The 21,039-nt window shown below is 46.4% G+C and carries 17 protein-coding genes, 1 tRNA gene and 1 pseudogene; 9 read left to right on the top strand and 10 right to left on the bottom strand.

Going from position 1 to position 21,039, the window contains the following annotated elements; translation table 11 throughout:
• Positions 1–202 precede the first annotated feature (202 nt).
• A pseudogene (locus QUA77_RS13270) lies at positions 203–1,084 on the top strand (transposase); the annotation flags it as partial.
• Here QUA77_RS13270 and QUA77_RS13265 read toward each other — a convergent pair.
• The 3 genes from QUA77_RS13265 to QUA77_RS13255 form a co-directional block, all read right to left on the bottom strand.
• On the bottom strand, positions 1,073–1,534 hold the full coding sequence (locus QUA77_RS13265; RefSeq protein WP_333450495.1) for a hypothetical protein: 462 nt from the start codon (positions 1,532–1,534) through the stop codon (positions 1,073–1,075). The pseudogene QUA77_RS13270 and the gene QUA77_RS13265 overlap by 12 nt on opposite strands.
• Positions 1,535–1,802: 268 nt before the next feature.
• On the bottom strand, positions 1,803–2,753 hold the full coding sequence (locus QUA77_RS13260; RefSeq protein WP_333038513.1) for a hypothetical protein: 951 nt from the start codon (positions 2,751–2,753) through the stop codon (positions 1,803–1,805).
• Between the two features lie 240 nt (positions 2,754–2,993).
• Positions 2,994–4,622: a site-2 protease family protein gene (locus QUA77_RS13255; protein WP_333450493.1), complete on the bottom strand. Its 1,629-nt coding sequence runs from the start codon at positions 4,620–4,622 to the stop codon at positions 2,994–2,996.
• A 125-nt stretch (positions 4,623–4,747) separates the two neighbouring features.
• Between QUA77_RS13255 and QUA77_RS13250 the strand changes: the two genes are divergently transcribed.
• On the top strand, positions 4,748–4,939 hold the full coding sequence (locus QUA77_RS13250; RefSeq protein WP_333038508.1) for a hypothetical protein: 192 nt from the start codon (positions 4,748–4,750) through the stop codon (positions 4,937–4,939).
• Between the two features lie 28 nt (positions 4,940–4,967).
• Here QUA77_RS13250 and QUA77_RS13245 read toward each other — a convergent pair.
• Positions 4,968–5,041 (bottom strand) — tRNA-Arg (locus QUA77_RS13245).
• Between the two features lie 940 nt (positions 5,042–5,981).
• Here QUA77_RS13245 and QUA77_RS13240 point away from each other — a divergent pair.
• From QUA77_RS13240 to QUA77_RS13230, 3 genes are all read left to right on the top strand, one after another.
• Positions 5,982–6,656 (top strand): Npun_F0813 family protein, encoded by a 675-nt coding sequence (locus tag QUA77_RS13240; protein ID WP_333038506.1) that lies wholly within the window; start codon positions 5,982–5,984, stop codon positions 6,654–6,656.
• A gap of 561 nt (positions 6,657–7,217) precedes the next feature.
• Positions 7,218–8,276: a hypothetical protein gene (locus QUA77_RS13235; RefSeq protein ID WP_333038504.1), complete on the top strand. Its 1,059-nt coding sequence runs from the start codon at positions 7,218–7,220 to the stop codon at positions 8,274–8,276.
• 154 nt (positions 8,277–8,430) lie between these two features.
• A complete protein-coding gene (locus QUA77_RS13230) occupies positions 8,431–9,390 on the top strand; it encodes a hypothetical protein (protein WP_333038502.1) in 960 nt (319 codons plus the stop codon).
• Positions 9,391–9,404: 14 nt separating this feature from the next.
• Here the strand turns inward: QUA77_RS13230 and QUA77_RS13225 are convergent, their stop codons facing one another.
• Both QUA77_RS13225 and QUA77_RS13220 read right to left on the bottom strand, forming a co-directional pair.
• Positions 9,405–9,680: a LapA family protein gene (locus tag QUA77_RS13225; protein ID WP_333038499.1), complete on the bottom strand. Its 276-nt coding sequence runs from the start codon at positions 9,678–9,680 to the stop codon at positions 9,405–9,407.
• A gap of 365 nt (positions 9,681–10,045) precedes the next feature.
• A complete protein-coding gene (locus tag QUA77_RS13220) occupies positions 10,046–11,479 on the bottom strand; it encodes a phosphoglucomutase/phosphomannomutase family protein (RefSeq protein WP_333060762.1) in 1,434 nt (477 codons plus the stop codon).
• Positions 11,480–12,361: 882 nt separating this feature from the next.
• On the opposite strand from QUA77_RS13220, the gene QUA77_RS13215 reads away from it, so the two are divergent.
• Positions 12,362–13,456, top strand: a complete 1,095-nt coding sequence (locus tag QUA77_RS13215; protein WP_333450490.1) for a hypothetical protein — start codon at positions 12,362–12,364, stop codon at positions 13,454–13,456.
• A 47-nt stretch (positions 13,457–13,503) separates the two neighbouring features.
• Here QUA77_RS13215 and QUA77_RS13210 read toward each other — a convergent pair whose 3' ends face one another.
• From QUA77_RS13210 to nagA, 3 genes are all read right to left on the bottom strand, one after another.
• On the bottom strand, positions 13,504–13,896 hold the full coding sequence (locus QUA77_RS13210; protein ID WP_333450488.1) for a DUF423 domain-containing protein: 393 nt from the start codon (positions 13,894–13,896) through the stop codon (positions 13,504–13,506).
• Positions 13,897–14,111: 215 nt separating this feature from the next.
• Positions 14,112–14,798, bottom strand: coding sequence for a magnesium protoporphyrin IX methyltransferase (gene bchM / locus QUA77_RS13205; RefSeq protein ID WP_333450485.1), 687 nt, complete (start codon positions 14,796–14,798; stop codon positions 14,112–14,114).
• A 208-nt stretch (positions 14,799–15,006) separates the two neighbouring features.
• Positions 15,007–16,236 carry an N-acetylglucosamine-6-phosphate deacetylase gene (gene nagA / locus QUA77_RS13200; RefSeq protein WP_333039899.1) on the bottom strand — a complete coding sequence of 410 codons (1,230 nt, stop codon included), beginning with the start codon at positions 16,234–16,236 and terminating at the stop codon, positions 15,007–15,009.
• A gap of 235 nt (positions 16,237–16,471) precedes the next feature.
• On the opposite strand from nagA, the gene purE reads away from it, so the two are divergent.
• The gene (gene purE / locus QUA77_RS13195; RefSeq protein ID WP_333450483.1) at positions 16,472–16,993 is read left to right on the top strand and encodes a 5-(carboxyamino)imidazole ribonucleotide mutase; all 522 of its coding nucleotides are present in this window, start codon (positions 16,472–16,474) and stop codon (positions 16,991–16,993) included.
• 83 nt (positions 16,994–17,076) lie between these two features.
• Positions 17,077–18,678: an ammonium transporter gene (locus QUA77_RS13190; RefSeq protein ID WP_333450480.1), complete on the top strand. Its 1,602-nt coding sequence runs from the start codon at positions 17,077–17,079 to the stop codon at positions 18,676–18,678.
• Between the two features lie 304 nt (positions 18,679–18,982).
• Here the strand turns inward: QUA77_RS13190 and QUA77_RS13185 are convergent, their stop codons facing one another.
• Positions 18,983–19,585, bottom strand: coding sequence for an IS607 family transposase (locus tag QUA77_RS13185; protein WP_333039903.1), 603 nt, complete (start codon positions 19,583–19,585; stop codon positions 18,983–18,985).
• 282 nt (positions 19,586–19,867) lie between these two features.
• Between QUA77_RS13185 and QUA77_RS13180 the strand changes: the two genes are divergently transcribed.
• Positions 19,868–20,785, top strand: coding sequence for an SGNH/GDSL hydrolase family protein (locus QUA77_RS13180; RefSeq protein WP_333039905.1), 918 nt, complete (start codon positions 19,868–19,870; stop codon positions 20,783–20,785).
• Positions 20,786–21,039: the final 254 nt, after the last annotated feature.

Below are 21,039 nucleotides of genomic sequence, written 5' to 3'. Positions count from 1 at the left end.
TCCAGTTGAAGATATTTGGCTACAAGCTAAAAACTTTTTAAGAAAGTATTGGTATTTATGTAGATCTTTTAAGATTGTCAAGTTTTTGTTTGAGTTTTTTACTAACGAACATAAATTTGATTTCCCCAAAATACGTCAATATACTTACACAGAGAAAATCATTGAGGATTGATCTAGATAGAGAAAATCATTTAGGATTGCTATAGCTAGAAAAGAATACTTGACAGTAGCAAAGAAACGAAGACCATCACAAAAAAAGCGAAGAAAAGCGATTAAGAAACAACTTCAATATATTAAAAGAAATTTAGCTCATATCGCGGTCATGGGTGAGCTAACGTGGCTGACAAAATTTTATTATAAAATGCTATTAGTAGTCACAGAAGTCTACCGTCAACAGTTATGGATGTATGAAAATAAAACACATAGTATTGAGGACAGAATAGTAAGTTTAACACAACCACACATCCGCCCCATCGTCAGAGGGAAAGCCGGGAAATCCGTTGAGTTTGGGGCAAAGCTGTCAGCCAGTTGTCGTAACGGATACGTGTTTTTAGACCGAATTAGTTGGGATAATTTTAACGAATCTGTAGACTTAAAAAAACAAGTAGAAGAATTTAAACGGTTCACGGGATTCTATCCCGAATCAATTCATGTAGATCGAATTTATCGAACTCGCGAGAATCGAGCTTGGTGCAAAGAAAGAGGAATTAGAATGAGTGGTCCCCCTTTAGGAAGGCCCTCGACAAATATTAGTAAGTCAACGAAGAAACAAGCTTTAGAAGACGAGAGAATTCGTAACTCGATTGAGGGCAAATTTGGAGAAGCTAAAAGAAGATTCAGCCTCGGTAGAGTGATGGCTAAACTTTCTAATACTTCTCAAACCACCATCGCCATAACTTTTTTGGTGATGAATCTTTCGGCCCTGCTACGGCAGGCTTTTTGGCTTTTTTTATGTCTATTTCAGAATATACACTTTTTTTCCTGTTTTCCACCTGTGATGATTAATAAAGATTATGCTTGGGACAAAATATCGCAAACAAAGCTTATATTATCAAGGGACTCGCGAGTTCATTCATCTTTCTAAATGCTGTTTTCTTACTTTTTCAGCAAGCCCTAAATAGCCGCCCATCAAAGAGAAGTACATTGAAGCTAGGAAAAATACTGTACATAAACCCACAATTACCAGCGTTTTTTGTTGTGAAAAACTGGTATAAACGCTCGTATATCCTACGATAATAGTTCCAAAAAACAACAAATTTGGCACGTACAGCCCATCTTCCAGAAACACGCTACCAAAAAACATCAGGGCTACCTGAAAACCAAATAATGCAGCCACCCAACTCCACCCAGTTAGCAACGATGCAGATAGTAGCCAATTCATTGCTAGAGTAAGGGCGATCGCCATTGCTATTGCCCCAAGTGGTGCTGCATAATCGTACTGTCTGAAGGGAATAAGAACAAAAAATACTAAAGCATACGCAAAACCCGCAAAAGCTAGTGCTAATCCACTAATTATTTCGTTCCCGTTCCGCATGGCGATGGATTTTTAGAGCACTAAAGTGAAGTGTTCATCTTCTATTGTGATAGTAGCAGTTGAAAATTCCCAGCGGACTAAGGCCAGAAATTCTAAAGGCCAGAAATTCTAAACGTAGGGTGCGCCACAAGAACCTTACCGCTATATTTAGGGGAGGGAACTAATTTGTGAACCAAGCGTGCTATTCCCGTTTCCCCAGGTGCAAGATTAACGAGGACAGAAATCACAAGTCAGCCGTATCTGAAGGTGAAAGTTTCAGAAAACCAGATTATTTAGGGTCGATCGACTTAACAAATTGTTGCACAGGCTGTGGTAGAGCCGGCACAAAAGTCTTTCTAAAACCCCTAACATCGAACACTCGCCACAAAATACCTACCGCTACCGTCAAGAAAAATAACGCTCCCAAAAAATTGAACACAGTAGACAGAAAACCGCTGTTCCTTTTTTTCGGAGGTGTAATATGTTTAATGCGATATACAGCCGGCTCGTAATCTCTCGACTCCTCGCGACTGCGCCGCGGCGTTTTGGGGCGCGAACTCGCACTGCGCTTCTCTGTCAAACCCGTTTTATTAGTTTTAGTAAAACTGCTGGGCGATTTTAGCTCAGAAGCGCCACGGGTTCCCGTTAACTTGCTAGCAGAAGCCCCCGTTTGGCCAACAGCAGCATCCTGAATTCTGCTGTTAGGGCGCTGAGTCGATTTGCGTTCGGCGAGGGTACGCATCAAACTTTGCAATTGCTGAGTCGCCGCCGGCGGGCGTTCTCCTTTCCTCGCCCAATTTAACAGCATCGCCCCGGTAATCCCGCAGAGATTCGTAGCGCCTACAGAAGCCAGCCGCTTCAGCAGAGGCTGGCTGTTGGACACAAAAATCACCAATGCGTCCGGGTGTTCCTGAGCCAAACCGTAAACGCACTGAGCCGTAGCCACCACGAGCATTGCTGGCTTGCTTTGATTTTTAATCGAAGGTTCGAGAGCTCGGTGTGTTTCCTGAGCGTCAGTTGCAATCCAGCCGCTGTCGGCAAAAAATCGCATAAACTCTCTAGCTACTTGCTCTTGAGCTTTTTCCACCGCTTGCCCTGTCAGACGATCTATTTCGTCGTACACTACTTCCGGGATATAGCAAGTTCCCACTTTGGAATATTCTTGCCACACTTGGGTTCTGCCAGTCATTAAAACATCTGCATCAAAAGTTACCAATACAGGAGGAAGTTGATTAGCCATGACTTTATCCTATAGGCTCAGATAAGTTATTTAAACTTAATCGATCAAGTTTAAACAAATTTTGGGATATAAAAAAATCAACTTTTGGTAGTAGATAAATTGCCCTGAGCGCGGGTCTTAATTGGAAATTAGTAATTAGGAACCCGATCGCCCTTCATTTCCCAGTTTGATCGCTCAATTCCTCTATTCCACTAATTTACCGCAACCCAAGAGCCTATTACCAAAGATGCCCGACTACTGCTAGTTCCCGATTCCCAGACGGCCAGCCAAAGCCGGAGTCAAAGGCAACAGGGCAGCAATCATCAAGAACAAAGCTAGCAAACCCAAAGCCGCGCGAGCGTCGTCAGGCTCAGTCAGCTCGTTGAGGCTCGGCCGCTCCAAATTCCGCTGTAAAATCAGAATCACGATCGCCCAATACAGAGCCAAAGGGTTAACTAAAGAAACGATGGCCAGCACCACAAAAGTCGCTAAAGTAGTGCGACTGGCTATTTTCCGACCGTAGATGGCTTGCACGATTCTACCCCCGTCCAACTGTCCCGCCGGCATCAAATTAATCGCCGTTATTACCAAGCCCAACCAACCGATAACTACCAGCGGGTGAACGTCAACAATCTGCTGCTGCAACGCCGAACCCAAAACCACTTTTGCCAAAGTTCCCACCAAAACCGAGCCCTTGAAAAATTCTGCGGGAATTTGAAAAAAACTGCCGGGGTGAGACAGCAGCAAACCCGTTACCAGCATTAGCAGAGAAACTATTCCCCCGGCCGCTGACCCGGCAAAAGCGATGTCAAACAAAACTTTACGGTTGGGCAGCAGCGACTCAAAACGGTCGAGCGCTCCAAAACAACCTATCTGCAAAGTTGGTATAAAAAACGGCCAACTCAAGCCAACCTTGTACCGATTTGCCAGCACTCGGCGAGCAATTTCCCCAGAGCCTAAAACCGTCCAAATTCCCGCTGCAATTGGCAAAACTTCTAGATATCTAGCCGGCGAGTTAAAGAAATCGAAACCTAGCAGCAAACCGCCTGTCTCTAAGCTAGTAGCAATTGTTGCCAGCAGCAGCACGACTGCTAGGATTTTTTGAGACACGGTTGTGGGCTGCGGGTCGTTGGTGCTGGGCAAGATAATAACTACGGGCTTGTCGTCCTGATTTTCTACTAAAAATAGGCGGTAGCGATCGTTTAATCTTTCTTCCAAACTTGCCGTCAAACGTGAGTGTACTTGTTCAGGGTCTCCCCGGAGATTGCCTTTCAAGATTACCCCATCTTGATAGGGAATCGTTTCTGTGGCAAAGAAAGTATCAATTCCAAAGATGCCTTTAATTGCCTTGAGGTCTTCAACTGGAACGGGAATTATTTCTGATTCATTATTCGCAGGCGACGAGGTGACGATCTTAATGGTTTCTGGGCCTGGTGGTCGCTGCGACTCAGGGGCCGAGAAAGCATCGCTTTGGGACTTTACCTCACCAGCATCCGGCCGCGGCAGCACTGCATCCGATGCAGCCTTACGCAATTGCCGGCCCAGATAAATGTACAATCCCGTCGATGCCACTAGCAGCAACAATACCGCCACTAGATTGAGGTAAATTCCGGCGGCGAACAAACCAAAGAACAGCAGCCAGGGACTCATCAGCGCAACAGACTGCAACCAAGCCAAAATTCCCAGTTTGCCAAAAGGTCTGGCGCGATAAAATCCCCAACCCAGAATTCCCACAGCAACCAATACGAGCGCAATTGTTGCCGTATTTTCCGATGCAACTATAGGCATTCCGGTTGCTTGCGCCAATAGGGGCTGTAATCGGTCGATCGCGCTGCGGTCGAGTAATAGCATTAAATTTTGGGGAATATGAAATAGAGTTGCTGGGAACATATCCAAACCTGTCGGAAACTAGCCTGATTATTAAGGATAACCCCTGAGTGCTACTCGGCCCACAACCTCCTGCTGGTGCTGTTTAAACATCACAGGATCTTGGCTATTGACACAATAGACTTTTTATGATACCACATCCGCTGTGGCAAGCATATACTCAGAAGGGTAGCAGTGTCGATCGCCCGGAAGCGGCAAGATTGGCTGCGGTTTGGCAGGGGGCGCTTTTTCACGGATTTGTTTCGGATTCGGGCAGGGGAAACAAATCCGAAGCAAATAAGATCTCAGCCGCTGTTTCCTTGGTGGTAGAAAAGTGCTGAAACCCTTGATGTCATTAAATTTGTGTAACGGGTACGGCAGGACTTGAACCTGCGACTCGCTGCTTAGAAGGCAGCTACTCTATCCAACTGAGTTACGCACCCAACTCAAAAATCGCTAACAAGATTATTGTATCGGTGCAGTGTGCGATCGAGCAAGTAAATTATGTGATGACTTACCCAGAAAGCGCTTTGATGTACAAAAATAGGGCGTGCAGCGCGATGGTTCGGGAAAAAAACCAAGGTTATGAGAGTGTCTGTGCTTCCAAGACTTTATCTGACAAAAGCTGGAGGGAGTCACCTGCAAACAGCACAATTGTAACTTTACAATCAAAACTAGGTAGGACCTGAACTCGGGTAAAGTATTTAGAGGTCGAGGTGAAACCCAACTATTTGGTCGATCGGCTCTCTCTCCCAATTAAGACGGAACTCAGACAGCACAAGAGTCACAGGTGCTTTTTCCCAGATTTCTATGGGTTATGTTAACATCCCCTAGTGGCAAAGCCTAAAACGCTGACCGCATTACCTAAAAACCAGAGCTCGTTCCCTGATTTTAGGTATGAGTTGAGACAGAATGACTAATTGGCTGATGTTTAGTTATGTTTGCTAACATTCTGCTCGACTTGATATTTGATAAAAATGTGGTAGAACTAGGATTGAAAGACTCAGGTGAAAATCCCTGATGCTAAGGAGCCTCTATATAAGCTTCCTCTACGGCATCAAAGCAAAACAGTCAATCGCCCGCTCGGCACGAGCGCGAAAATCAAGCGTTGCCAGTACAGCAGTCGTAAATTGTGCGCGGGGGATTTTCCTTCGTGCATTGATTTATACGCCCAGGCTGAGAGACTATCTCAGCTCAGATATTTGTTAGCATTTGTTAGCAAAAAAGTATCGGAACGCTTGAGGAGAGAACCATCTCTAGGTGATCGGGAGCAATCCTGCTAATTTAAGTGGACTCGCTGAATCAAGAATCCCTTTGCCTTTAGGCATGGGGAGTGTCAAAAGCACAGCACCTCGGCCATGACAGGAGTCAAATCGCAGTGTCATGTTTATTCTGAAACGGCAGGATGTTGAAATAACAAATTTTCAACACCCAAAACGGGATCAACAAATTCCCATTCTCAATTATCAGGGGCAGACTTTTCGCCTGATCAGCGCCTTCAATGGCAAGCAAGCAGAAGACGCCAGAGCCTTGTGGCGGGACTTAACCGACAACCGAGGCAAAGCCTGTGTTCTGCTAGAAGAGCCGGATAGATATAGCGTCTGGGGAAAAGTCCGTTTAGATCAGCTTGCCGGTGAAGAACCGGCAGGGAATGAAGCAGCCAAAGCACCACTGTTCGCGCAGGGTTGTCTGCTGCTCCTCCAAGCTGTTTACTTCGATGTAGAAGACCTCTTAGGCGCAAGGCAAGCCACATCGTTTCAGAAAGATATCGCCAAGGTATTTCAGCAGGGAAACTTCCCCCAGGCAGACTCCCCTGATGCGATCAAAAACTGGCTAACCGTTAGTCCCTTGCAAACTCACAAGGTGCCTCCTTGGCAAGAGCAGCATCTCAAAACCTTATTGCAAGAACTCCACCGTTTGGGGAAATCGTATTTTGGCAATACGGACTTTGCTGAGGGAGTCAGCGATGTGCTGCAAGATATGCCCGGTCCGGATCGGACTCAGTTTCTAGATTGGCTGAAACAATCCGCCCTCAACAAATTGTGGATCGCAGGATAGAAAATCTTTGACAATTGCTCAGACAATTGGACTGAGATAATTTAGCTTAGATAATTGCACTGTAGGGGGTACGCGATATACAGGTTGGATTGCCAACTTGTATTGACCAACCAAATTGTTGATTCGATTTGGATGCCACCTATGGTCTGGCAATTTAACTAAGTTTCGATCGCAGTCCCCACCCACAATCATTGATATAAGTGGGGAAGTGTGAAAGCAAAAAAAACAGATACCTCAACATTTGAGGGTAGAATTTCCGAGATAGATTGGGTACTGTAAAAGCCTTAAGGGTGGAGACATATACCGTATTTCTATCATTATATTTCCGGGTACAAGATCGACTAACGACTGATTCCTTGAATTAGTAAATAGATATTATTCTTACTTAGTCTTTCTAGAGTGTACGAGGGCAAAAGTCCCCACGACACACTGAGGACGCCAGTTATTCCGGAAGCGTCAGAGCAAGGTTTTTTTAAGGTTTTTTGGCGAAAGCATCCTCATCTAGAATCAAAGATTGAGATGGGGTGCGTTCAACCGCTAGTTAGGTCTCGTGGAATCCCTATGAGTAGCACTTCAGAAAAGTCATCTACATCTTCATCTTTACTGTCAGCTCAGACCCTAGTGATTGCGGGCATTGTCTGGGCTGTCATGGCGCTGCTGTTCTTTTTGCTGTTCAGCGTCCCCCTCTCAGCAGAAGAAGGTTTACCTCTTTGGTACTCGATCGGCACTTATATTTTTGAATGCGGAGCATACTTGGGAGCGGCTTTAGTCTGTTTTAGAAACTGGCAAAGCCCGCACATGGTCAGCGGGCGCAACGTCTGGCTGGGCATAGGTCTGGGGATGCTGTTCTATTTCATAGCAGGCGTGCTTTTCGGGATTTGGGAACTGTATTTCGAGTTAGACCCGGACGTGTCTCCTGCGGATGCGTTTTATCTGGGCAGCTATGTGGTCCTGATCGGGGGCATGGTTGTAGCTGTGACTTCCAAGCGACTGAATCTAGAAATTTGGCAGTGGGGTTTGTTAGCGGGAATTGCAGCCTTCGGCATTGCTGTAGCTATTTGGGTGGCTGCACCTGACTCTTGGAGGGCCCAGCTAGGAATGGCTCCGGCAGCCACTCAAGAAGTAGTGACAGAATCTGAACCAGCAACCACTGCAACAGGAAGAGCGCCTGCTTTGGAAAATTCGTCTAAGTTGCAGGCAAAAGGAGCAACAGCGACTGATCCTGCATCAGCACCCGAAGAAGAAGAAGCAGAAATCAAAGCTCCCGCATGGGTGATGGCACTAGACAAGCAACTGGCGCCTCACAAAAATGCAATCAATTTGTTTTACATCGTCGGGGACGTTTTTCTGCTGATTATTGCTACTGCATTGCTGCTGGCGTTTTGGGGAGGACGTTTTTCCCAATCTTGGAGAATGATTGCGGCTGCAACTTTTTCGCTTTACATCGCAGATATGTACTTTAAATGGCGCGATACTCAGGCTGAGGGTAGTTATCAAAGCGGCAGTTTGCTGGAAGTCTTTTTTGTTTTCAGCGCCATCCTGTTCGGAATAGGAGCTATCTTGGAACATGACATCTCAACCCGTTCTCGCCAGAGCAGGCGCAGTCGTCGCGCAGCGTAGCGATTTGAGATTGGGGTTGCTTCGGCAAGCGATAGGGAAGCGAAAGCTTTTTTGCCCTTGTCTGCATCTGTGAGCTTGAAATCGAAAATCAAAAATCACAGTTCGCTGACTGCTAGCCTGCGTCTTTTCACGTCTTTTTGCTGGAAAACTTGGCATGACGCCTACAAAACTCTCCGATTCAGACAAACGCGAACTCATCAGGCTGTACCGACAGTCCAACGAGAATACTATCACTCTGGCAAAGCGCTACGGAGTGAGCAGTTCGACTGTAAGGCGCATCCTTCAGGGTGCTTTGTCGGAGCCGGAATACGAATTTCTAGTCCAGCAAAAACAAAAGCGTTTGTCCGATCGCACAAGTGTTTCTGAACCGACAGAGGCTACTACTGAGTCGTCGCCAGATGGCGAAATCGATCCTGTAGCTGTCCCCCTGTCGGAGTCAGTCCCTGTCCTGCCGTCAGCCTCAAATTCGAGACCGACGATCCGAAAGCGTTCTGAATCAGTCCCTGAACCAGTTGCAGAATTGGATGTTTCTGATGTGCCAGATGCCCCAGCAGCCAATCTTGCCGATCGAAGCCACCGCGCTGTTGTGACTGGTGAACTAAAGGCAATGCTGCCAGCAGAAGGGCTGCTGGCAGGTGAAGACTTTAGAGATTTCGAGGACGACGATGAGGATGACGATGAGGATGATGAAGACGATTTAGATGACGACTTCGACGAAGATGTAGAGGATGAAGACTCTCTGTCTGAAGGTAGTCTCCTCGGTTCACTATCGTCGAGCGACTTGATCGAGCTTCGGGGTACAGGACTAATTGAAGTTTTGCCTTTAAGCGAAGCATCTCTGCCCAAAATTTGTTATTTGGTGGTCGATCGGGCAGCGGAGTTAATCACCAGACCTCTAAAAGCTTTTGGCGAACTGGGTCAAATTCCGGCGGCGGAAATTCGCGAGAAAACCCTGGCAGTTTTTGACAATCACCGAGTAGCCCGCCGATTTGCTACTCGCAATCAAAGGGTTTTCAAGATTCCTGACAGCAGTATGCTGCAAAAAGCAGCGCCTTATTTGCGAGCTAAGGGAATTACTCGCCTGCTGATTGACGGTCAGGTATATTCCCTCTAAGGGCTCAAATCTATTTAATATTGTACGGTGTCGGATTCTTCTGGATTTGCCTGAAATTTAGGACGCGAGTTTTGGGAATCTGAAAGGTTCCACAGCGGTTGCAGTAGCGCACCTCCGATCAGTCCTGCACTCAGGCTCATTGCCAATACTACTCCTACGGGCAGTTGTATCGATTGAAAAAAGATAAAGTTTAAGGATACTGGGGCGGCGTTTTGCACTGAGATAATGCCGATCGCGCTTACTAAAATTGCTACTAAAAAACTAATGGCGAGCAGAGGAATTGTTTTCATAAACGGGTTGACAGGCTAATATTTTAACTTGTATACTTGTTTAATAATTGAAATATGTGTAAAGTTTTTATTTTTGCAAACACCTCATTATATAATACTCTACAATAAAATTAGGGGAAAAGTCAAGTAGAGGCGGAAAAAATTGAGTTTTTTTATTAATAAAAATTAAAACACACATCAATAAATTTACACATTCCAAACTTAAACAAATCCAAGTGTATTGCAAATATATAACTGGGTCAGCAGTATCAATGATTAATGTTCAGAGGCTTTACAAGAGCTATCAAAAATAGGTAAGGTGCGCTTCGGCGCACCTCACAATCCCAAGCGCTAGGGGAAAAACCCCCATTGGAATAGGTAGAAATTTAAACAGGTTCTAACTGGGAAATTACCTTTTCCATGTGTTGGGCAACTTGGCTTTCTTTTTCCACAGAATTGGTTTCCATGTAAACGCGCATCAAGGGTTCGGTTCCCGAAGGCCGCAGCAGTACCCAGCCACCGTCTTCAAGATAAAGTTTAATCCCGTCTTTGCGGCCGATTTCCTTAACGCCGATACCTGCTATTTCTGTGGGGGGATTCTTGGTAAAAGATTCCAAAACGGCTGCTTTGTGGGCTTCTTCTAGGTGCAAGTCCAAACGTTTGTTGTACAGGGGGCCGTCGGCTTCTTTAATGGCTTCTTCGACTAACTGAGAAAGCGGTTTGCCTTCATAGGCGATCGCCTCAGCAACTAGCATATCAGCCAAAATCCCGTCTTTTTCGGGAATGTGACCCAAAACGCTCAAACCGCCAGATTCTTCGCCACCGATGAGCACCGCAGTTTCCCGCATTTTTTCGCCGATGTATTTAAAACCGACTGCGGTTTCGTAGATTGTTAAACCGTACTTGGCGGCCAAATTGTCCAGCAAGTGGGTAGTTGCGACTGTACGGACGATCGCCCCAGTCAATCCTTTATTCTTAACCAAGTGACGCGCCAGCAGCAACAGTACAGTATTTGGAGTCAAGACATTTCCCAACTCGTCAACAATACCAAAGCGATCGCTGTCGCCATCGGTAGCTAAACCCAAATCCGCCGAATCCTTCTTAACAGCTTCCACCAACTCAACTAACTGTTCGCCCTTGGGTTCGGGCATTCCGCCTCCAAACAGCACGTCGCGGTAGGTATGAAAACTTTCGACATCGCAGCCGCAGTGTTCCAAAACCCCGTCGAGATAGCCGCGAGAAGTCGAGTAGAGAGCGTCGTACTTCACCTTCAACTTAGCAGAGCGAATCCGCTCCACATCGATCAAAGTATAAAGAAACTTCAGATATTCGGGTTTCGGGTCAAAACTGGAGATTTTATCGTTGTGGCTGCCTTTGGCTGGGGCATCAGAAGCACCAGCAATATTTGCCACAATTGTATCGGTAATTTCCGGGGTTGCCGGACCCGCGTAGTCGGGGATGTATTTGATGCCGCAGTAAGGTGCGGGATTGTGCGAAGCCGTGAACATCAGGGCTCCTGCAGAGTTGAGATGCTTGGCGCTGTAAGCGATGACTGGTGTGGGGCAATCTCGATCGACCACTTTCACAGTCCATCCCAAATCTGCCAATACTTCCGCCGAGGTGCGGGCGAACTCGTCTGCCAGAAAGCGGGTATCGTAGGAGACTAGAACTGGGCGGTCTTTGGTGTAAGCGGTTTCTAGGTAACTGGCGATCGCCCGGGTGACTTTTCGCACGTTGGCAAAAGTAAAGTCATGGGCAATCAATCCCCGCCACCCATCGGTTCCGAACTTAATTTCTGTTGAATTGCTGCTAGCGCTCATTTTATCCACTTCCTCTCGTCCTACTAATCCTACCCGAAGCCATAGCCTTAAAGACGTACTGGCCGTGCTGTTTGTGAGGATCGATCGCCCGTGGTGTCCAATCAACCTAATCCTATCGTTCTAGGGACAGGCTTGGGCCTCCGGCAGGACTCGAACCCGCCGGATTTGGCAAAATGTGCGGCCTACCGGGCGAGTCACTCGCTCATTCCGGTTTTGAAGGGTAGTTTGTCGATCGAATGGACGACGATCAATTGGGGGTGATTCCCTACGGGATAGCTTCGCTTCACGGGGAAGCTAAAAAACCGATCGCAAAAAAACGGCCCTGGCAATGCTATTAACTAAATGCACATAAATCTGATTCTCATCTCAAATTTAATTTTTTATTTAGAAAAGCCGATAGTTAAATTTGTTATGGTTTCCTAACAATCCCCAGACTAAAAATACATTTCTAATTCAGCTATAGAAATAAATTAACCAAAGTCACCCCTAGATCGTGCTGTAGCCTAGCTTCTTAAAGAGATTAGGGCGCTCACCCAAAGCCCTCCAAAACAAAGATAAGGTATTTCAAGCAGCAGTTTTTTTTAAGCAGACTTAACTTTAATTCTCTGCTTTTAAGACAAATTAAATTTATTTCCAGCCTTCTTTATACTTCAAAAAAATCGATTAGGGTCGCGATCACAGGGTGATGGTGATCGATCGCACAATAAATAACGTTATTAACGTGCAACTTATAAAAGATGCAGGCAGTCGAGCCAAATGGCTTATAGCTTTAAGCGTAATGGCTGATGACTGTCAGCGTACAAATGCAGAAAATTGTAGTTAACAACGTTAAAAAATAGGGGAATATATCGGGTGCGACTTAATAAAAAAACGAGGTTTATCATGACGGGTATTTCACAAATATCTTCAAAATCTTTACCAGCACCAGACCAATTTCAACAGGGCGTAAGTCAGGCGTCCCAAGGTATTACCGGACCGGACACTGACAAACTCCCAAAAGCTAGAGGTGTCAGCGTTTCTTCCTTCGCAGTTAGCTGGGCAAAAAAATATTACAGTACAGTGGCGGCACGAGAGAAGCAAGCGCCACGCCAAATTCTGCCAAGCCTCGATTTAATTAATTTTGAGGCAAATAGAGCCCCAATAGTTGACAAATTGACAGATACCCTGAAATTAGCCAGCGAGATAGCTTGGAGTAGAGTAGAAGCTCTTTTAGGAAAACAAATAGAGCGGCACGCGATCGATAAGAGCTTAATTAATCCTTTAGAAATTTCCGCCGACACTCGCACCTTATATCAGAAAGCAATAGACGCTTATGCGGATAGAGAACCTGTTTTCCGGTTGTCCGTGCTGGTGGGAAAAGATATAATCAAAGTGAGGCGAAAATACTCAGAGACAGACCCGTTAGTGCTGGGATTTGTGACAATGGAGTTTCAATACACTAGCAAAATCTTGTTAGGATGTCTTTCGGACTCAGAGCGAGCGGAATTTGCGCCCTACTTAAAAGTTGTAGACGACTACCTGCACATTCCCTACGGAGAGATTAACGAGGCGGCGGCGAATCAGCCCCCGAATTCAAGAGCTCTATTAGCCGTTCAGCATTTGTTGCAGCACACGACTCAGATTGCTAGTGCAGTGTACGATCGAGCTAGTGCCCAGCATCAAGGATACCGCAGCAGCAGCGGGTATTTGAGCGATCGCGAGGTAAAAATTTCTGGTATCCGGGATGTCGAGATTTTTCAAAGCTATTTGTGCTGGTGCGTTTTGGAAGGTAGCATTCACCCGGTACAGCAAGAATTGTTTCCAATTTGCGTGATGTTGTACCCGAAACTTCATGTAAGTTGGGAGTTAGTGCAGGATATGCTGCTAATTTTATTTTGGGAAATATGCGAGCGGCTTCCTGCTGAAGATTTAACGGTATTTGTACCTTACTTGCGTACTCTGACTGAGATGTTTTCCAGCGATGTTTTTGAAAATTAGATAATTGGGAATTGGGAATTGGGAATTGCCTCAACTTTTCCAATTGCCTATTTAAAACTAAAAGCTGCGACTGCCAAACATCCCCAACCAACAATAAAAGCAACTCCCCCCAGTGGCGTAATTGCACCCAACCATTTGATGTCGCTCAAACTCAGGGCGTACAAACTGCCTGAAAAGATGATTGTACCCGCAATAAAAGCCCATCCAGACACTGCAAAAAAGGTTTGAGACTCTTGGGTGCGGCTCAAGAGTAAAGCGACGAGTAATAAAGCCAGGGCATGGTACATTTGATATCGGGCGCCAGTCTCAAAAATGGTTAAAGCTCGATCGCTCAATTGATTTTTCAAAGCGTGGGAGGCGAAGGCACCGCCTGCCACGGATAAACCTCCGAATACGCCTGCCGCTGCTATAAAAATGCGAATTAAAATTAGCGTTGACATAATATTTATTGAATAGGGAAGAAGGAAGAAGGAGGAGGGAAAAACATCTAATTGTTGATATCAAATGTGCGCGGTGCGTGCCTTACTTGTCATTGCGAGGCTCCGCGAAGCAATCGCATAGTAGAGATGTTCACTGGCCTCACTCTGGGAAGGGAAGGTGCGCGGGGCGCACCCTAGGCTGATGATAAATTAGCTTTTTTGCAGATATTTTTAACCTATTTCCGCACAGCTTCCAGCAAGCGAGAATAGTAAAAGCTAGTGCTAGTCATCGCTGTTCTGTTAATAACAAAACCATTGCTTTCTAAGATTTTGATAATATCAGCTTCGCGGTGCTGGTAAGCCCGAGTAGTTTTGCTCGGACCGGGGAAAAGTTCACCAATTTTTTTGAGGGCGGTAAGTGCTAAAGTTTTGGGTGCAAAACTAAGAATTAGTCGCGATTCGGCGATCGAACTCAGGTGAGCGATCATTTCTGCCGCCTTATTTTGAGGATAGTGGATGAGCACATCCAAACAAATCACTGTGTGGAATTTGCCGGTTAAAGCTTCCAAATCTTGGGCGGCGAAGGAGATGTTGTAGAGCTTGCCGGGAACTGCTGTCGCTCGATCGTAAGCTTCTGCTACCATCTTTTCAGAGATATCGCTAGCGCAAACAATTGCCCCAGCGTCAGCCAGAGGAATGCTCAGAGAGCCTACACCGCAACCGGCATCGCAGACACAAAGCCCGGGCAAATTGCCGTCAGCTTGCAGCCATTCGATGACTGTATCCACCGTTTTCTGGTGGCCGGTGCGGATGTCTAGCTGAACTTTATTGACTTTGCCCTCACCGTAAATTCGCTGCCAGCGATCAAATCCCGTCGAGTTAAAATACTGTCTAACAATAGTCTTGTCGTCTACCAAATTCATCGATCTGCCTGCTGCTGAGTTATTGCCAACGGTTAGATATTATATAGCAATCCGGTTCGGAAAATGTGCAACTTGCAACAACAGATTTTAGATTGGCGATTTTAGATTTTCGATGAAAACGGCACATCTAAAATCTAAAATGTATCGGGTAATATCAGTTCGCCGGTTCCCACCTTTTCAATTCTTTAATCTAAAATGGTATAACAGGCTAAAAAAGTCGATGCCAAGTCAATTCCTTTGTCGCCGCATTTAAATTCCAGCGCAACAATTGAGTTGCGGATTTGCCAATAATTCCCGAAATTCCGATCGCCCTTCTCGGAGATTCAGTTGCCAGGGCGATCGCACTTTCGGCATCGCAAATCCCCCACTCCACTAAATTCTGCACTCCCGCCAACAGCGGCAGAGTTGTACCCGCCAAAGTAGCAGATTCCAGGGGCGAGTGGTAATCTAATCTTACCCAAGCCGTACCTTTTCTGACTTCAATTTGTCGGGAATCCCAAGGATAAACACCGTCAGGCAAACCCAAAGGAGCCAAAGCATCGCTCACTAAAAAAACGCCTTTTTGATACCTACCAGCGCGTAGCAAAAAATCAATCATTGTCGGAGCAACGTGTTTCCCGTCAGCAATTAAACCGCATTTTACGCCCGGATAAACAATCGCCGCTCCCAACAAACCCGGTTCTCGGTGGTGCAAACTCGGCATCGCATTAAAAGCGTGAGTTACCATTGAAGCTCCCCGCTCAAATGCTTGCTGTGCTTGCTCTGCTGTCGCTTGGGAGTGTCCGAGACTGACGAAAATTCCCAAACTTTGCAAATAGGAAATGACTTCGCCAGTGCTGTCTAACTCCGGCGCTAAAGTAATTATTTTGACAATATCGGCACAATCTCCTAAAACTTGCTTGACATTTTCTATAGTGAGCGGTAATAAAAACTCAACTGGGTGAGCTCCTCGCTTTTGTGGGTTGAGAAAAGGGCCTTCGAGGTGAACACCGATAATTTCCGCTGTTTTCGGCTTAATTGTTGCCGGAGCAGCGGTTTGTACAGTTCGGATATAATCGGCTATAGTCGAGAGCGATCGCCTAAACTTATCCAGCGAAGTTGTCACCAAAGTCGGCAAAAAAGCATCGACTCCCTGATTCCACAAAAATTGACAAATTTTCGGCAAAATTTCAATATGCTTGCTTTCTAAATCGGGAAAAGCAAAACCGAGGGCGCCGTTAATCTGCAAGTCAACACCGCCTAGAGAAAGCCAATCGCCTCCTACATCAAGCACGTGCAAATGGGGAGGACAAATCCGTTTAAATACGGCGTCCATCGGCCAAACTTCTTGAATGATGCCCGTTTCGTCAATAGCAAGCATCTGCAAATCCTTGCAACCGGGGAGGCGAACATTGAGAATATCTGTGGGGGAGGCAGTTGGGGTTGTGGCTTCAGTCATCCGATTTTAGATTTTAGATTTTAGATTTTAGATTTAATATTCGCTACGGATAAATCCGGTGGCTGGCGATGAGGAGGGGGAGCTTTTTGCTTTTTGCTGGCTCCAGGGCTGCTCAGACGGGGGCTTGTGGCAAAATTGCTTTTAAGGATCAGTTTTGGTACAAAATATCTAAATTTGAGTTAACGCAATCATTATAAAATTAGCACTTATCTGAAATCTAAAATCTGAAAATTTTATGAATCAAGCGACAGTTGGAATTATCATGGGTAGCGATTCGGATTTGCCAACCATGAAAGATGCGATCGCAGTTTGCGAAGAATTCAGTGTTGCTTGCTCCGTGGCGATCGTCTCGGCGCACCGTACCCCTGAGCGCATGGTGGAATACGCCCAAACCGCTCACCAACGAGGCTTGAAAGTCATTATCGCAGGTGCCGGGGGAGCGGCGCACCTCCCGGGTATGGTAGCATCTTTAACCCCCTTGCCAGTAATTGGCGTGCCTGTACCGAGCCGCCACCTGCAAGGCCTAGATTCGCTGTACTCGATCGTGCAAATGCCAGCGGGGATACCCGTAGCAACAGTGGGGATCGGCAACGCTAAGAATGCTGGCTTGCTGGCAGTTCAAATACTGGCAGCTCATCAGCCGGAATTGCTAGAGCGAGTCTTGCATTACCGCAAAAATTTGTCCGAATCTGTACTGAAAAAACAAAATCAATTAGAAGAGCTAGGCTATCATAACTATCTCAATCTCAACAAATAATCCATAAACTTTTGTAGTAAGATTGGAAAGTTTTCCAAATATTGCTGAGCTTACTAGCCGTAAAGAGGGTAAAAGTGATTAAAATGACTGTCGGAAAGAAAAAGTCGAAACAAGTCAGGTGGGATGCTTTAAATTTGCCAGCAGCTAAATTTTTTACGAAAGTCAACAGGTTGAAGAAGTTACAACGGGCGATCGCCCGCCTCACTCCAAGTTGGCAAGCCTGCATACCTTTAGCTGCAATCATCGTCTTGGTCTGGGGATATGCGGCGGTAGCCCAAACAGCTCCCGCGCCAACCACCGAGGAACAATTAGCAAGCCTTAAGGTGGGCATGGATACCATGTGGGTCATGGTGGCGGCAATGCTAGTGTTCTTTATGAACGCCGGTTTCTGTATGTTAGAAACAGGGTTTTGCCGTCAGAAAAATGCGGTTAACGTGTTGTCAAAAAACTTGATTGTTTTTGCGCTGTCTACGATCGCATATTGGGCGATCGGCTTTGCCTTAATGTTCAGCGACGGCAACGGTTTTATCGGCACCAGCGGCGGATTTTTTCTGTGGAATGTAGCCGACAACAGCCCCGCCACAGGAGATGCTTATCAAGGTATTTTCGACTCGCTTAACTGGACGGGAGTGCCCCTCAACGCTAAATTCTTTTTCCAGTTAGTTTTTGCGGGAACTGCTGCGACGATCGTTTCGGGAGCAGTTGCAGAGCGAGTGAAATTCATTGACTTTTTAATTTTCAGCTTGCTGCTAGTAGGCATTGCTTACCCAATTACCGGACACTGGATTTGGGGCGGCGGCTGGCTGGCAAAAGCAGGCTTCTGGGATTTTGCCGGTTCGACAGTGATTCACTCGGTAGGCGGTTGGGCTGCTTTGATGGGAGCGGCATTTTTGGGGCCACGGATCGGCAAGTACCGCGACGGCGATACTGTGGCGATGCCGGGACACAATATGAGCATTGCCACCCTGGGCTGTTTGATTTTGTGGTTGGGTTGGTTCGGGTTCAATCCCGGTTCGACAATGGCAGTCGATCCAAATGCGATCGCCCATATTGCGCTCACCACCAACACTGCGGGTGCCTTCGGCGGAGTTGCTGCAACCATTACGGCTTGGCTGTACCTGGGCAAACCCGACCTTTCGATGATTATCAACGGCATCCTCGCAGGCTTAGTCGGGGTAACAGCGAGCTGCGCTTGGATCAACATCCCCAACTCTGCCATAATCGGCACGATCGCCGGTATCCTGGTAGTTTTCGCAGTAACTTTCTTCGACAATTTGAAAATTGACGACCCTGTAGGCGCAACTTCAGTTCACTTAGTCTGTGGGATCTGGGGAACTCTGGCAGTGGGCTTGTTTGCGGACGGCCCTACAACTGGACTTTATACTGCAGGCCCGGCAGCCGGATTGCTGGTGGGCGGAGGTTTCGGTCAACTTTGGGCGCAGTTGGTCGGCATTATCTCTGTAGGCGGGATGACCGTGCTGCTGAGTACGATTTTTTGGGCCGCACTCAAAGCTTTGCTGGGTATCCGCGTTTCTGCTTTAGAGGAGGCTGAAGGTTTGGATATCGGCGAACACGGGATGGAAGCTTACACCGGGTTTGTGAAGGAAACTAGCTTGGAAAACAGAAGTGAGACCAGCTACGGCGGTTATGGTGGGGGTTCTGGAGGCAAGACTACCAAACTGTAAAGCGTGCGAAGGGAGCGACCAATTCAGCTTTCGTGTCCTAGATTAGCTATTTATCAGCTAATTCACGCCTTTATTCAGAAACACCACAATCTGAAATAGTCGCCAACTTATGGCAGTCTATCGTTGTGCTCGCGTTTAAATCTTCGATGCGAACGCGGGCATATTTTTATTGTTAGTTTACTTTTAATGGCGTACATATAGCAGTTTTCGATTGCATGAGATCGGCGCCAATAATTGTTAATTGGTAATGGGGAAATAGGAATTGAGAATCTGTAACTGCGAGCGTTGAAAACTGGTGTATTGGTTAGAGTTTATCGGCAATTGCTTTAAGTTCTTCAACGATGCGCTTGTTCTTGTGATCCCTGCTTCCATAGAGGCGGGCTGAGAACATCGTGATTATTTCTAGTAGCTCTTTAGCTAAATCCTCGTCACAGCTAGTATTTTCGGTTTGATTTATAATCACTACCTCTGTCCCAAAGTGTTCGCACAAATTAAAAATTAGTTCAGAACCAAATCTCAGCAGTCTGTCTTTGTGAGTTAATACCAGCCTTTCTACTTGATTGTCTGCGATCGCCCGAATTAGATGTTGTAAACCCCGCTTACTGTAATTAACCCCAGAACCCACATCATCAATGATTTGGAATTGCCAGCCGTGAGATGCACAAAACAATTCCAAAACTTGTTTTTGTCTGTCTAAATCATCTTTTTGGTCGTGGCTGCTAACCCGAGCGTAAGCAATGGTTAAAGCGCCGTTGGGTTTTAATCCGAGAAGATTAGCTAGGTCATAGCGTCTGTGACCGTTAGCGGTGCGTTCGGGTATTAGCTTGCCTTCGGCTTCCCACCGACGCAAGGTGGAAGCGCTCACACCTTTAAGTTTGGCTGCTTCAGTTATAGTTAATTTTTTCATTTTTGGATTTTAGCATCAGAAATGGGTAATTTCGGTAAGTTTTAGATATATTTTTGTCCCGGTCTGCGGGTTGGACAAATCCGATTGCGGAGCCAGAAAGTTTGGTAAGCAGATTTTTTATGGTAAAGTAGTGCGAAAAAGCAAAGTTCTGCATCGCCGCCCTTGCCCAACACAGCACAGTGCTTGATTCTTACAAGCATTGAGGCTTTAATTGAGTGGTAAAATTTGATGCAGCAATCAGTGCAAATTATTCGGTGTGAGGCCTGCAAATAGCTTGAGTTTATGGAGAAGTTTGGAGGAGGTAGCAGAAGTAGAACTCATAAATCCCTCTTAGGGATGGAAGTTAGCCGATCGAAAACTGTTCCGGTTTGGGCTTTGCTATCTTTGGTGACGAACGGGGTACTGATATTCACAGTTGCTCAACTACTGCTGCGGGGAAACAACTTGACAGAAAGCTTCCAGGCGAATGATGCGGTGAAGGCAGAAGCGGCTGAGGAACAAATTGGCCAACCAGTGATCTCTACAAAGGCAGTGCTAGACGTGCCTGTTGCCGGACCGCGACATAAATGGACTTACCAGCAGTGGGTGACGCAGTTGGGTCGCGAAGCTGAGGCGGCGGCGGCGAATCGACCCTCAAGGCTGAGTGTTTTGGCTGGGGATTCTCTAAGTATGTGGTTTCCGACCAAACTGTTACCAGTCGATCGAATTTGGCTGAATCAAGGGATTTCCGGGGAGACTTCGGTGGGTTTGCTGAAGCGGTTGCAGTTGTTCGATCGAACTGCGCCGGATACGGTGTTTGTGATGATTGGGATTAACGATTTGTTGCGGGGAACCAGCGACGAAGGGATTTTGGACAACCAGCGGCAGATTATTCGCGATTTGCGCTGGGCTCACCCCAAAGCACAAGTGGTTGTGCAGTCGATTTTGCCCCACAGCGGGGAACAAGCTACTTGGGAAAATCGCGATCGCCTGTTGGCGATTCCTAACAGTCGGATTAGGGCAATAAATCGACGGCTGAAAGAAATTGCTAGTTCTGAAAATGTTTTGTATCTGGATTTGTACCCGCTGTTTGCGGATGCTGACGGGAATTTGCCAACTGAACTCAGCACAGACGGCTTGCACCTTAACGATCAAGGTTATCTGGTTTGGCGATCGGCCCTGCAACTGTTCGATCAGATTCAGTTGAAAAATGAGTCATGAGTCATCCGTTTTAAAGATAAAGGATAAAGTAACATTCTCCCTAACTCTCCCCCTCTCCTCCTCCCACTCTCCCCAACTCAAAACTCTTGCCATCTCCTCAACTCCCCCTCCCTGACTACTATGTGGTCATTAGCTATGTCAAGTCTCCACTGATAGATTAAGAAATATGATAGTTAGCTATTTGGTATAGGGTGATACAGAATAACTGTTGGTACAAATGGTGCAATCCAAAAGGCATAGACCATTGGATTGAG

The organism is Microcoleus sp. K5-D4, from assembly GCF_036704575.1.
In the GTDB taxonomy this organism is placed as follows: Bacteria; Cyanobacteriota; Cyanobacteriia; order Cyanobacteriales; family Microcoleaceae; genus Microcoleus.
Note: the sequence above shows the minus strand (reverse complement) of the source record. Positions and strands in the feature narration are given on the sequence as shown.